The sequence below is a fragment of the Polaribacter uvawellassae genome, from assembly GCF_039748955.1.
GTDB classification, from domain to species: domain Bacteria; phylum Bacteroidota; class Bacteroidia; order Flavobacteriales; family Flavobacteriaceae; genus Polaribacter; species Polaribacter uvawellassae.
The window spans coordinates 180,547-194,607 of the sequence record NZ_JBDIZN010000003.1; the positions used below are offsets into that span (position 1 = coordinate 180,547).

A 14,061-nucleotide genomic window follows, 5' to 3' on the forward strand; every position below is an offset into this window, starting at 1 on the left:
TGCAATATGCATTTATGCTCCAATAGTTTGTTTTAATTCATCAATTTGATTTTCCCACAACATTTTAGACTCTTCTACTTCATCATCATCATCTGCAAAATCTGTAATCATTAAAGAAACATCTTTTGTAATTGGGTCAACTTGAATTCTAAATTCAAAATAAGAATCATCTCCTTCACTTTCCACCCATTTATATTTCATTTTTTCGCCATTTTTACTTGATAAAACAGCCGCTTTTTCTTCATCACCATCCCAAATAAAAGTTACCAATTTACCTCTAGAATTCACTTTGTCGGCAAACCATTCTTCTAGTCCTGCGGGAGTTGCAAAATAAGTATATAGCATGCTTGGAGAAGCATGAATAGGAAATTCTAACTCAAATTTAACTTTACTCATTATTGATTTTCTTAGAAGGACAATATAGGTATTTATTCCTTTTTAAAAAAATTAAAAACTTAGCTTGTAAAAAAACAAAAATAGGTTATATTTGCAGCCGCATAATTATGGCGAGGTAGCTCAGTTGGTTAGAGCGCAGGATTCATAACCCTGAGGTCACGGGTTCAAATCCCGTCTTCGCTACAAAAGAAAAACCCAAAACAAATTTGTTTTGGGTTTTTTAATTTAATAAAATTTACAATCTATTAACCAAACTTACAACCTATGCAATTCTTTTTTCTTTAATCTTTTAATTTCATTTTTTAATGATGAAATTTTACTCTCATTAATCTCTGCTTTAATTAAAGCAAACAAACTATAAACTAAGATTATAGCAATTAATATTTTTTCTGAATTTGCCATTTTATATGTTTTTTTATTTTCTAATTTTTCTTTTAAACAATATCATTAAATAGTTAAATTGATATTAATACCTTATAAATAAAATGATTATTAGTAGCTTAACAAATGAAGTGTACTTTAAATAAACTTCGTTTCTTTTAGTGTTTAATTTTTTTATTTTATGATACCAATAAAGAATAAAAAAAGTAATAAGAACTGATAGTAATTCTGCTATAATTTGATTCATTTTAAAGTGATATTTAAAACCCTAAACAATTTTAGGATTGAATTAATTAAACTTAAATGTAAAATCTCAACTGAAGATTATATTTACATTCTTGTATAAATTTACAATGAAGTCTTAATTTTGATTCGTTTTTTCGATAAACGGTAAGTTTCTTTCGACGAATGGTTTTTTACATTCGTTAATCGTTTTTACACTTATATTAAAAATTACCATAATTAAAGGTGTAAAAAGTTGATTATGTCCTTATTGATGGAGCTTATTGAGACCAAAATACTGGAAAACAGTTTTTTAAATAAGTTTACGAATACACAACTAAAAAAAGTTCTGAGCTTACTGAATAAATACTTCAACTGATAATATAAAATTGCATAAGTTCTACAATGATGAAGGCTTTGTTATCTATGGCTTTCATTTTCTGAAAGTTATCCGAAATGATAAAAAAAATTGTTAATTATCTTTTATTTTTCATTGCAAAAATGAAAAATGAGCTTATATTTGCAGCTCTTTACCACGCGAAAGTAGCTCAGTTGGTAGAGCGTCAGCCTTCCAAGCTGAATGTCGCCGGTTCGAACCCGGTCTTTCGCTCAAAAAAAAACCGAAACAATTGTTTCGGTTTTTTTATGCTTTAAAAGTTCTTTAATTTATCTCCAAAAAGTAATAACAGAATAATTGGTAATGCCAATAAACCAACCATTAGAGTGTTTTGCATAATAAGATTTGGCATCATAACTAAGGCAATTACAAACCCTCCAATTGTGCCACCTAGATGTGCAGAATGACCAACATTTCCTAATTGTTTTTTCATTCCGTAAATTGAATATAATAAATACCCTACTCCAAAAACATAAGCAGGAATTGGAATTGGCAACGGAAATAACATCAGCGTCATATCTGGATACAATAAAATTGCTGCATATAAAATTCCAGAAACCGCTCCTGATGCACCAACAGCGCTATAATAAGGTTCGTTTTTATGATAATAAATAGAATACATATTTCCAGCTAATAAGCTCCCAAAATAGATAATTAAAAAAGAAATATTTCCCATAATTCCGGCAACAATTCCACCAAATAAATACAATGCATACATATTAAATCCAAGATGCATCCAATCTACATGCAAAAAACCCGAAGTAAACATTCGTATTTTTTCTCCGCCTAAAATTTTTCCAACTTGAAACTTGTATTTATCTAAAAAAGCATATTCATTAAAGCCTTTCATAGATATTAAAACATTGACAATTATAATTCCTAAAACAAATTGATTCATTCTACCTAATATATTTATCTACAAACTTAACATAAAACTATCTAAAAGATTGGCTTCTTTATAAGAAAATTAAATCCGATATTTGCAATACAAAAATACGCATGCACAAACTTGTTTTTTATTTATCATACCCAATAATCTGGTTGTTTTCTAAGCTACCTTTTAGAGTGTTGTATATTATTTCTGACGGAATTTACTTCCTCTTCTTCTATGTAATTGGTTATCGAAAAAAAGTGGTTTTAGAGAATTTAAAATTAGTGTATCCAGAGAAGTCTGAAAAGGATTTAAAAGCAATTCAGAAGCAGTTTTTTAGTCATTTTGTGGATACATTAATCGAAGCAATTAAAGCAATTACTATTTCTGAAACCAGTATCAAAAAAAGGTATTCTTATAAAAATATTGAATTAATTGACGAGTTATATAGCCAAGGTAGAAGCATTATTTTAACAGGTTCTCATTATGGAAATTGGGAATGGGTTGTTGGAATGCCATTAGTTGCAAAAATTGATTGTTATACTTCATACACAAAAATTCAGAATAAAAATTTTGAAAAATTAATTAAAGATTCTCGAAGTAAATTCGGAATGAAATGTGTAAAATCTAACGAGATTATAAAATCGATTTTAAAGAACGTAAAACAACAAAAGCAAGGATTGTATTTGTTGGTTGCCGATCAATCTCCAATGCTTCATAAAAGTTTGTATTGGACAGAATTTCTGAATGTAAAAGTTCCGGTTTTTACAGGTGCAGAAATGATTTCTAAGAAGTTTGATTTTGCAGTTGTAAATATGAATACAACAAGAATAAAGCGCGGTTATTACGAATCTGAATTTGAATTGATTACAAATACTCCAAAAGAAGAAGAAGCCAATGAAATTACAAATGCTTATTTACGCTTAACGGAAAAACATATTCACAAGAATCCTGAGTTTTATTTGTGGTCACATAAACGCTTTAAACACAAAGATAATGCACCAAAATAAAAGCCTTGAATTTCTTCAAGGCTTTTATTTTTTAGTTTTCAAACCACTTTTTTACCAACGCTTTTTCTATAGATAAATGCGTTTTATGTTTGTAATCATTTTGAATAGCATCATATTCATAATCTTCTTTCCAATCATCTAGATTCTCACAAACTGCTTTTAAAGCATCGCAAATAAAATCTACTTCTTTATCAGTTATTGTTGGGTGGATTGACAAACGAACCCAACCTGGTTTTTCTACAGAACAACCTTCAATAATTTGTTTTTTAATAGCATTTGATCTTTGTTGATCTACATTTAATAAGAAATGCCCGTACGTTCCAGCACAAGAACAACCGCCACGCGTTTGAATTCCAAAACGATCATTTAACAACTTTACGATTAAATTAAAATGCACATTATTTACATAAAATGAAAAAATACCTAATCTGTGTTTGTGAGTTGGTGCTAAAATATGCACATTCGGAATTGACTCTAAACAAGCAAATAGTTTTGCGTTGATTTCTTCTTCTCTATCGTGGATTTTATCAGTTCCCATTGATTCTTTTAATTGAACACATAAAGCAATTTTTATGGTTTGCATAAAAGCTGGAGTTCCTCCATCTTCTCTCGTTTCAACATCATCAAAATAATCGTGTTCTCCCCAAGGATTTGTATAACTTACCGTTCCGCCACCTGGATTATCTGGTACCAAATTTTTATACAGTTTTTTATTAAAAATTAATACTCCAGAAGTTCCTGGTCCGCCTAAAAATTTATGCGGAGAAAAGAAAATTGCATCTAAATATGCGTCTTCATCTTCTGGATGCATATCAATATCTACATATGGTGCAGAACAAGCAAAATCTACAAAACACAAACCGTTATGTGCATGAATTATTTTGGCTACTTTATGATAATCTGTTTTTATTCCTGTAACATTAGAACAGGCTGTTATAGAAGCAATTTTAATCGGTCTGCTTTCATGTTCTTTTAGCAATTCTTCAAAGCTATCAAAACACAATAACCCTTCATGATCACAAGGAATAACAACAACATCTGCAATGGTTTCTAACCAAGAAGTTTGGTTAGAGTGATGTTCCATATGAGAAACAAAAACAATGGGTCTTAATTCATCCGGAACCGTTGTATGCGCTTTTAAACTTTCGCTAATTTTTAATCCTAAAATACGTTGAAATTTATTTACAACACCTGTCATTCCAGAACCTTCTGTAATTAATGCATCGTCTTTTGATGCATTTACATGACGCTTAATAATGTTTCTTGCTTCATGATAAGCCAACGTCATCGCTGCTCCACTTGTTGAAGTTTCTGTATGTGTGTTTGCTACAAAAGGTCCAAAATCGTTTACTAATTTATCTTCAATTGGTCTGTACAATCTTCCGCTTGCTGTCCAATCTGTATAAATTAAATCTTGCTCACCGTAAGGAGATTCAAACTTTTGATCTACTCCAACAATATGTTTTCTAAATCTATTAAAATACTGCTCTAAGGATTCCATTTAGTTGTTGTTTAAATATTGAATTTATATCCGAAAACGATTGTTCTTTCTAAAAAAGTAAATTTTTGGGAAGCTGAATCTATTTCGTTTTTAGTTGTTCTAATATTTGGCATATTAATATACCCCGCTTTAAAATCCGATTGGATAAAAAAACTTTTTAAAATTGTAATATTTATTCCTACACTTGCAGAAACTCCCCAACCAGCAACATTAAAATCATCATATCTTTCATTTTCTAACAAGGTAGCATTTGTCTTTGGATATAAGAATCCAACTCCAAATCCTTCAGTAAGATTTACCGTAAAATTTGGATCTGTAAAACCAATATAATATCCTAAATTATCAAATCTTTTTACTTCAACATGTACATAATTTAAACCATCGGTATGTTCAAATTGTAAAAATTCATTTGATAAATAAATATCATCATTAACATAATTTTTATCAAACTTTCCGCCAGTATTAATGGTTCCATTAATTTTTACAGATTGATATGGATACGAAATCATCACATATTTCATGTGATCTACTCCAATTGAAACAGAGTAATTATCATGAAAAAAATACCCAATTTTCATATTTGTTTGTGGAATTGTAATACGAGCTGGGTGAAAATAGTCGTACAAAGAAAAAGGCGTTACTTTATCTTTTGCTTTTACAGCGGATAATGTGAAATCGTAATTTACTCCTTTAAAGTGAATGTCAGAATCAGAATAATTAACTCTATTCCAACCCCAATAAAAAAACATTTTTCCTTTGTTTGATGTTTTGTTTGATTTTTGAGCAACTAAAAATGTACTCGTTAAAAGCAGACAAAGTGTTAGAATAAATAGCTTTTTATTATGCGATAACATCTTCGATTTCTTTGATAAAACGTTTTGCTAAAGCATCTGCATTTTCTTGTGAAGTACTTTCTGTATAAATTCTAATAATTGGTTCTGTATTTGATTTACGTAGATGAACCCATTCTGTTGCAAAATCAATTTTTACACCATCAATAGTATTTACATCTTCATGTTTATATTTAGAAGCCATGGTTTCTAGCACTTCATCAACATTAATTTTTGGCGTTAATTGAATTTTATTCTTACTCATAAAGTAACTTGGATATGAATCTCTTAACTCTTTACAAGACATTTTTTTATGTGCTAAATGCGATAAAAATAACGCAACACCAACTAAAGAATCACGCCCATAATGAGAAGCTGGATATATAATTCCGCCATTTCCTTCTCCACCAATTACAGCATTTGTTTCTTTCATTTTTATCACCACATTTACTTCTCCAACTGCTGAAGCTGTATAGGTTCCACCATGTTGTTCAGTAACATCGCGCAAAGCTCTAGAAGATGATAAATTAGAAACTGTATTTCCGCCACCTAATCTTCCTAATACGTAATCTGCACACGCAACTAATGTATATTCTTCGCCAAACATAGAACCATCTTCAGAAATCAACGCTAGTCTATCAACATCTGGATCCACCACAATTCCGAAATCTGCTTTTTCTTTTACAACCAATTCAGAAATATCTGTTAAGTGTTCTTTTAATGGTTCTGGATTGTGCGGAAATTGTCCGTTTGGTGTACAATACAATTCTACACAATCAACATTTAGTTCTTTTAATAAAGCCGGAATAAAAATTCCGCCAGTAGAATTTACACCATCAACAACTACTTTAAAATTGGCTTTTTTAATGGCTTCTACATCAACCAATTCAAGATTTAAAACTTCTTGAATATGTTTTTGTAAATAGCTTTTATCTTTTGTGTACGTTCCTAAATTATCAACTTCTGCAAAATTAAAATCATCTGCTTCTGCTTTTGCTAAAATAATTTCTCCTTCAGCTCCATTTAAGAATTCTCCTTTTTCGTTCAGTAACTTTAAGGCATTCCATTGTTTTGGATTGTGAGAAGCGGTTAAAATAATTCCGCCATCCGCTTTTTCTAACGGAACAGCAACCTCTACAGTTGGCGTTGTAGATAAGCCTAAATCGACAACATGAATTCCTAATCCTACCAACGTATTGGCAACCAAACTAGAAATCATTTTACCAGAAATACGCGCATCTCTTCCTAAAACTACGGTAATATTTTCTTTATTTTTATTTCTTTCTAAAATAAAAGTACCATAGGCTGCAGCAAATTTTACAGCATCTATGGGCGTTAAATTATCAGCAGTTTTTCCTCCAATTGTTCCTCTAATTCCTGAGATTGATTTTATTAATGTCATTGTCTTTTTTTATTAGCTGAACAAAGATAAATTATTTGCTGAAATGTTGATGCAACTTTACCCTAAATAAAATTTAGTATTTTTATAGTAATCAATTGGTTACCGATTTTAACAAATTTTACTTTTTGATTGACAACAACCAAACCATCTTATTATGATAAAAAAAATATTGCTACTCATACTTTTTTATTGTTTCTCTATCAACAGTTTTTCTCAAGAAATCAAATACAAAGAATATAGTTATGCTGAATTCTTTCAATTAATTGAAAATGAAAAAGATTCTGTTTTTGAGTTAAAAGATGCAAGTATAAAATTTAATTTAGAAACTGATAAGGAATTTTTACTTTATACAAATGCTGATACTATTATTTTTCCTAAAATAAATAAAGAAAAAAGAATAATTAACAAAGAAATACGACTTAAAAATGTCCAATTTATTAATTATAATGGGATTTCTGATGATCAAAAATACAATGTTATTTCAGGGCTAAATAATACTCATTTTAAAAAACGTGTTATTTTACAAGGTGTATTTGATATTTATATTTACAACTGTATTTTTGACACCTCCTTTTTTTATAGAGTTGAAAATAAAGAACTAACTTTATTAAATTATGCTCAAAAATCTGATATTAAAAGAACTAGTTTCGTTAACAATTTTTTTAAAGCTAGAGTTTGGGCACAAGCATTTGTAGATAATCCGACTTATAATTATGACATAATATTTAAAGACAATACTTTTCAAGATAAAAGTGATTATTTAGAAAGCGGAAGTTTAATATACACAACTGGTGTATCAAGTATTGTTATTAACAATAACAAATTTTTACTTAGTAAGAATTCCTTCTCAATAATTCTTGAAGAATTATATACTATCAATTTTTACAATAATTATATAGAAAATATCAAAACTGATATAACATTCTATAGACTAGAGAATACAACTTTTTTAAACTTTAATCAAAATGTTTTTGAACAAATGATTCAATTAGATGTTAGTGAATTTCAACAAAAATTTAAACTTGATTGGAATCAATTTAAAAAAGGTTTTATTTCTAAAAATAGTTATAATAGCTATTATTTAAAAAAATATATTTCTAAAGAAAAAGAACAAATTAATGAATTATGGAGTAATAAAATTTTGTTAGAATATAATACTAAAATTAGAATTGAAGATGAAAATTTATTTAAAGAAGAAATAAAATTATTAAGTGGTTTTTATGATTATTATAAAACTGCTTTTGATACGAAATCTTCCAACCAAGTATACACCACTATAAAAGACTTAGAAACAGAAAGAATGGCTTTTGAATATGGGCAAAAACCTACTTTTGAAACTTATTTCAAGTGGAAAATCAATCAGTTTCTAAAAGTTTTTTCTGCTTATGGCACTGAGCCAGCAAGAGCTGTTGTGTTTTCTATGTATGTAATTCTGTTGTTTGCTTTTATTTATTTGCTATTTCCTAATTCTTGGGATGCTCATGGTAGAAAACGAATTATGAATCGGTATGCATTCTTCTTTAAATACATGAATAAAAAATCTGGAATTCATGAAGTGTATTTAGACAATCAGAAAGAAGACTTATTAGAGTTTGATGAATTTAAAACTTTGGTAGCACAACAAGGAAAAACAGTTCCTAAGTTTTTTACAGCAACTGCTTTACCTTTGTACAAATGGGCGATTTCTGGAACAAAATTTTCTGCAAGCGTTTTAAAACGTGTAGATATTATGAAAGGCACTTGGAATGACTTACCACTCAAAAAACGTTGGTGGAAATCGTTCTTATTAATTGGTGCTTTTTTAATTGCTATTTGTTATGACATATTGATTAAAATGCTAAACGCATTAATGCTCTCAATAAACACTTTTACAACCTTAGGTTTTGGAGAAATTCCGATTAAAGGTTTACCACGTTATTTGGCAATCATACAAGGATTTATTGGTTGGTTTATGCTAACTATTTTCTCTGTATCGTTAATCTCACAACTACTAAACTAAGACTATGAAAAAGTTTCTAATCCTATTTACAGTTTTATTCTCTATCAACAGTTTTTCTCAAGAAATCAACTACAAAGAATATAGTTACTCTCAATTCTTTAAAATGATTGAAGAAGAAAAAGATTCTGTGTTTATTTTAGAAAATACGGTTATAAAACCAGATTATAAAACCGATAAAAAATACTTTATTGATTTTGATCTCTTACAGGATGGGAATCCATATAAAGAGATTGACTCCCTTTATAAAATTAACAAAGAAATTAAGTTGACTAATGTACAGTTTCAACCTTTCATTAATAAAGAAGTTGATGTAGATAATCCAAGGTTTGCGACACTGCTTAATCTCGAATTTTTAAAACCTGTAAGCTTAAACAATGTTGCCAATCTTATTTTTTATAAAGTTAAATTTAATTACCAACCAAATGTAAGATTTACATCAACTTTTAAAAAATCTTATAACATTATTAGATCTGATGAAATGCCTGAGGCTTTTGCTTTTGTAAATTGTTTATTTAACGATGGAATAGTTGTTAGCGATAATTATACAAAGAATGAAATTAATGTTCAATTTTTTATTTATAATTCACTTTTAAAATCACAAACTGCTTTACGAAATAAGATTTTCCCAACTAATTCTAAGATCAATTTTAATAATTTCATGAAGTTTGAATTTAATTCTAATCAAGTAGAAGGTAAAGGAGCTGTTAATTTAATTCTTAAGAATGTTTACAATCTACAAATTGCGAACAACACTTTTGCAGATATAGTTAGAATGAATTTAGAACTAGAGAAAAATTTATCTTCAGATATTTTTAATAATAAATTTAGAAGTAAGGTACTTTTAAATGCACCAAATATTTTAAACTCGAGTATCAATTTAGATTACAACCAATTTGATAAAAATTTATTATCTACAAACGCGAATAGTTATTTTTTTGAGTTTATTAATGATACTATTAGCAATTTCAAACCTGATAAAGAACGTTGGTCAAAGAGAAACATTAATTATTATCAAAATCATGTTCTAGTAGAAAATAACAATGCTTTTAAAATAGAAATTAAATTTAAAGGACAATTGCACGCACTTTACAAACAACAATTTGATAATGAATATGCCAATAAAGTATATATAGAAATTAAGGATTTAGAAACTAAACGATTAGAATATTTGTTTCTAAAATCTCCTACTTTTGATACTTATTTCACTTGGAAAACAAATCAGTTTTTAAAAGTATTTTCTGCTTATGGCACAAAACCATCTAAAGCTATTATCTTTTCTATGTATGTAATATTATTGTTTGCTTTTATTTATTTGCTATTTCCTAATTCTTGGGATGCTCACGGAAGAAAACGAATTATGAATCGTTACGCTTTCTTCTTTAAATACATGAATAAAAAAGCTGGTATCCATGAAGTGTATTTAGACAATCAAAAAGAAGACTTATTAGAATTTGATGAGTTTAAAATTTTGGTTGAACAACAAGGAAAAACTGTTCCGAAGTTTTTTACAGCAACTGCACTTCCACTCTACAAATGGGCAATTTCTGGAACTAAGTTTTCTGCAAGCGTTTTAAAACGTGTAGATATTATGAAAGGCACTTGGGTTGATTTACCAAAATCAAAACGGATTTGGAAATCGATCTTATTAATTGGTGCTTTTTTAATTGCAATTTGTTATGATATTTTTATAAAAATGCTAAACGCATTAATGTTATCAATCAACACTTTTACAACTTTAGGTTTTGGAGAAATACCAATCAAAGGTTTACCACGTTATTTGGCAATTATACAAGGTTTTATAGGCTGGTTTATGCTGACTATATTTAGTGTTTCGTTAATCTCACAATTACTTAACTAATTATGAAAGCACAAAAACGACTTGTCATTGCGAGTTTAACGAAGCAATCTCATAAATTGAAACTTATTTTAAACAGATTGCTTCGTCATTCGTTCCTCATTCCTCGCAATGACAAAAAACTATTGCATAAAATCATATACAGATTTAGAAATTTTTGCTAATTGATCTGTTCCTTTGTCAAAGTCTTTTAAGTTTTTAGAAAGCAATACCAAAACGTAACTTTTACCATTTGGTAAAAATACAATTGCTGCATCGTGATGAACGCCAGTAATTGAACCTGTTTTATGCGCAACTTCAATATTTTCTGGTAAGTATTTCGGAATCATATCGTTCCATTTTTGATCTTTTAAAATAGTTAGCATTGCTTTGCAATCTTCTTTTGTTCCTGCTGTTCCGTTTGCTATCGCTTTCATAATTACTAACAAATCATTTGCTGTGGTAGAATTGCTTAAACCTTTTTCATAAGCTTTTATATCTTCTACTCCACGCAGCACTTCTATTTTATCAGCACCTAAACTTCTCATAGTTGCCGTTGTTTTTTTAGCATCAACAACTTCAATTAACACATTGGTTGCCAAATTGCTGCTTAAAATAATCATGCCATACATTAAGTCGTACATTTTTTGCATCGATCCGATTTTACTGTAAATAACATCGTCGCTATCTTCGCCAATATCCATTTTATACAAACTGCCATCTACAATACTTTTAAATTCGTTTTTAAGTAGAATAGAATCGTTTAAATTGAGTTTCCCTTCAGATTGTTGCTTGTACAACTCAATCATCACAGGAACTTTCATTGTGCTTGCTGCATGAAATTGTTCATCAACATTTATAAATACGTTTTTCTTTTCATCAGACAAATCTAAAAATGCAACAGCTACATCTCCATCAATATTTGAGATTTGATTTTCTATAGAAATTTTTAAAGTATCTAAAGACTTCGAATTGTCAGCACAAGAAATTGCAACAAAAAAAAGGATACTTAAAAATAAAGGTTTGATGTATTTAGTCATTTTTTTGAAATTTTATATATAATTAATGAAACAAACATAAATATTAACAATGCATATTGCACAAACCTATAACTTTCGTCTTTATCAAATACTTGAATTAACAACAAAATTACTAAAGGAACATATGCTAATAGATAAACAATAATTTTCTTTTTTTTCAAAACTTAATTTTTTTTGATTGCTAATGTAACAAAAAAACGCCGTTGAGAAAATCAACGGCGTTTTATATAGTATGGATTCCCGTTTTCACGGGAATGACAAGAAGGTTTTATTTCCCTTCCATTTTCTTCTTTAAATCAGCTAATCCACCGATATCTCCAAGAGTCGTTTTTTCTGCTTCGGCTGCTTTCTTTGAAGCTGCTTTTACATTTTTCTTCTCTTCTTCTTTAAAGATTGATGTATGAGAAACTACAACTCTTCTGTATTCTTTAGAAAATTCTAAAACTTTGAATTGTGCAGTATCACCTTTTTCTAATTTTCCACCGTCTTCTTTATCTAAGAAACGAGTTGGTGCAAAACCTTCTACTCCATCAGCAAATGTTACTGTAGCTCCTTTATCATTCTTTTCAGAAATTGTTCCTTCATGTAAAGAATCTATAGCGTATGTAGCTTCGTGAGCATCCCAAGGATTGTCTTGAGTTTGTTTGTGTCCTAAATTTAATTTACGACCTTCTACATCTAACTCTAAAACTTGAACTTCTAATTGATCACCTACAGATGTAAAATCTGATGGATGCTTAATTTTCTTAGTCCAAGATAAATCAGAAATATAAACCAATCCATCAATTCCTTCTTCTAACTCTACAAACACACCAAAATTAGTGTAGTTTCTTACTGTACCAGTATGAGTTGAACCAACAGGATATTTCTTAGTAATATCTGTCCAAGGATCTGGATGTAATTGTTTAATACCTAAAGACATTTTACGGTCTTCTCTATCTAAAGTTAAAATTTGAGCTTCAACTTCGTCACCTATTTTTACGAAATCTTGTGCAGAACGTAAATGTGTTGACCAAGACATTTCTGAAACGTGAATTAATCCTTCAACTCCTTCAGAAACTTCAATAAATGCTCCGTAATCAGCTAAAACAACAACTTTTCCTTTGATTTTATCACCAATTTTTAAATCAGCATCTAAAGCTTCCCAAGGATGAGCAGATAATTGTTTTAATCCTAATTGAATTCTAGATTTGTTATCATCAAAGTCTAAAATTACAACGTTTAATTTTTGGTCTAACTCAACAACCTCATTTGGATGGTTAATTCTAGACCAAGATAAATCTGTAATATGTACTAAACCATCAACGCCACCTAAATCAACAAATACACCGTAAGAAGTAATATTTTTAACAATACCTTCTAATACTTGTCCTTTTTCTAATTGACCAATGATTTCTTTTTTCTGTACTTCTAAATCAGCTTCAATTAATGCTTTATGAGAAACTACAACGTTTTTAAATTCGTGGTTGATTTTTACAACTTTGAATTCCATTGTTTTTTCTACGTATTGATCGTAATCTCTAATTGGTTTTACATCAATTTGAGATCCTGGTAAGAATGCTTCGATACCGAATACATCAACGATCATTCCACCTCTTGTTCTACATTTAACGAAACCGTTAACGATTTCTCCTGTTTCATGTGCATTGTTAACTCTATCCCAAGCTTTAATTACTCTAGCTTTTTTGTGAGATAAAACTAATTGACCTGAGCTATCTTCTCTTTTATCAACTAAAACTTCTACAACATCGCCAACTGCTAAGTTAGGATTGTAACGAAATTCGTTTAAAGAAATAACTCCTTCAGATTTAGAATTGATGTCAATAATTGCATCTCTCTCTGTTAATCTTACTACTGTTCCTTCAATTACATCGCGTTCGTTTACGAAACCTACAGTTCCTTCTAACGCTTTTTCGAATTCTTTTAATTTTTCTTCATCAACAGCTTCAATACCTTCTTCGTATTTGTGCCAATCAAAACTTGCTAAAAATTCTTGTGGATTTACAGTTTCTACAACTGTTTCTTGTACTTCTGTAGCAACAACTTGCTCTTCAGTGTTTTTTGTTTCTTCAGACATTCTGAATTTACTTTGTATCTTGTTGTTATTCAGATTTTTAACGACAATAACATCAAGAGATGTTTATATAAATAATTGTTTTCTAATTCCTTTTATAAATC

Annotated in this window: 11 protein-coding genes and 2 tRNA genes; 5 read left to right on the forward strand and 8 right to left on the reverse strand. The window is 29.2% G+C overall.

The features are described from left to right. Positions 1-12: 12 nt before the first annotated feature. The gene (locus ABDX67_RS07950) at positions 13-396 is read right to left on the reverse strand and encodes an START-like domain-containing protein (RefSeq protein WP_347174446.1); all 384 of its coding nucleotides are present in this window, start codon (positions 394-396) and stop codon (positions 13-15) included. 109 nt (positions 397-505) lie between these two features. Between ABDX67_RS07950 and ABDX67_RS07955 the strand changes: the two genes are divergently transcribed. Further along, positions 506-579, forward strand: a tRNA-Met gene (locus tag ABDX67_RS07955). A 72-nt stretch (positions 580-651) separates the two neighbouring features. On the opposite strand, the gene ABDX67_RS07960 is transcribed toward ABDX67_RS07955, so the two are convergent. Further along, positions 652-798, reverse strand: coding sequence for a hypothetical protein (locus ABDX67_RS07960; RefSeq protein ID WP_347174447.1), 147 nt, complete (start codon positions 796-798; stop codon positions 652-654). A gap of 738 nt (positions 799-1,536) precedes the next feature. Between ABDX67_RS07960 and ABDX67_RS07965 the strand changes: the two genes are divergently transcribed. Continuing rightward, positions 1,537-1,609: transfer RNA gene (locus ABDX67_RS07965), tRNA-Gly, on the forward strand. 40 nt (positions 1,610-1,649) lie between these two features. Here the strand turns inward: ABDX67_RS07965 and ABDX67_RS07970 are convergent. Next, positions 1,650-2,294 carry a rhomboid family intramembrane serine protease gene (locus tag ABDX67_RS07970; RefSeq protein ID WP_347174448.1) on the reverse strand — a complete coding sequence of 215 codons (645 nt, stop codon included), beginning with the start codon at positions 2,292-2,294 and terminating at the stop codon, positions 1,650-1,652. Between the two features lie 101 nt (positions 2,295-2,395). On the opposite strand from ABDX67_RS07970, the gene ABDX67_RS07975 reads away from it, so the two are divergent. Continuing rightward, the gene (locus ABDX67_RS07975) at positions 2,396-3,277 is read left to right on the forward strand and encodes a lysophospholipid acyltransferase family protein (protein ID WP_347174449.1); all 882 of its coding nucleotides are present in this window, start codon (positions 2,396-2,398) and stop codon (positions 3,275-3,277) included. A 31-nt stretch (positions 3,278-3,308) separates the two neighbouring features. On the opposite strand, the gene ABDX67_RS07980 is transcribed toward ABDX67_RS07975, so the two are convergent. The 3 genes from ABDX67_RS07980 to glmM all read right to left on the reverse strand — a co-directional run bounded on the left by ABDX67_RS07980 (position 3,309) and on the right by glmM (position 7,010). Continuing rightward, on the reverse strand, positions 3,309-4,778 hold the full coding sequence (locus ABDX67_RS07980) for an aminotransferase class V-fold PLP-dependent enzyme (RefSeq protein WP_347174451.1): 1,470 nt from the start codon (positions 4,776-4,778) through the stop codon (positions 3,309-3,311). Positions 4,779-4,789: 11 nt separating this feature from the next. Beyond that, entirely contained in the window at positions 4,790-5,527 is a 738-nt protein-coding gene (locus ABDX67_RS07985; protein ID WP_347174452.1) for a hypothetical protein, read from the reverse strand. Between the two features lie 91 nt (positions 5,528-5,618). Then, positions 5,619-7,010 carry a phosphoglucosamine mutase gene (gene glmM / locus ABDX67_RS07990; RefSeq protein WP_347174454.1) on the reverse strand — a complete coding sequence of 464 codons (1,392 nt, stop codon included), beginning with the start codon at positions 7,008-7,010 and terminating at the stop codon, positions 5,619-5,621. Between the two features lie 154 nt (positions 7,011-7,164). Between glmM and ABDX67_RS07995 the strand changes: the two genes are divergently transcribed. Together ABDX67_RS07995 and ABDX67_RS08000 are read left to right on the forward strand one after the other, a co-directional pair. Continuing rightward, positions 7,165-9,009: an ion channel gene (locus ABDX67_RS07995; protein ID WP_347174455.1), complete on the forward strand. Its 1,845-nt coding sequence runs from the start codon at positions 7,165-7,167 to the stop codon at positions 9,007-9,009. Between the two features lie 4 nt (positions 9,010-9,013). Beyond that, positions 9,014-10,867 (forward strand): ion channel, encoded by a 1,854-nt coding sequence (locus ABDX67_RS08000; RefSeq protein ID WP_347174456.1) that lies wholly within the window; start codon positions 9,014-9,016, stop codon positions 10,865-10,867. 119 nt (positions 10,868-10,986) lie between these two features. Here the strand turns inward: ABDX67_RS08000 and ABDX67_RS08005 are convergent, their stop codons facing one another. Both ABDX67_RS08005 and rpsA read right to left on the reverse strand, forming a co-directional pair. After that, positions 10,987-11,883 (reverse strand): serine hydrolase, encoded by an 897-nt coding sequence (locus tag ABDX67_RS08005; protein WP_347174457.1) that lies wholly within the window; start codon positions 11,881-11,883, stop codon positions 10,987-10,989. 268 nt (positions 11,884-12,151) lie between these two features. Next, positions 12,152-13,960: a 30S ribosomal protein S1 gene (rpsA, locus tag ABDX67_RS08010; protein ID WP_347174458.1), complete on the reverse strand. Its 1,809-nt coding sequence runs from the start codon at positions 13,958-13,960 to the stop codon at positions 12,152-12,154. Positions 13,961-14,061 lie beyond the last annotated feature (101 nt).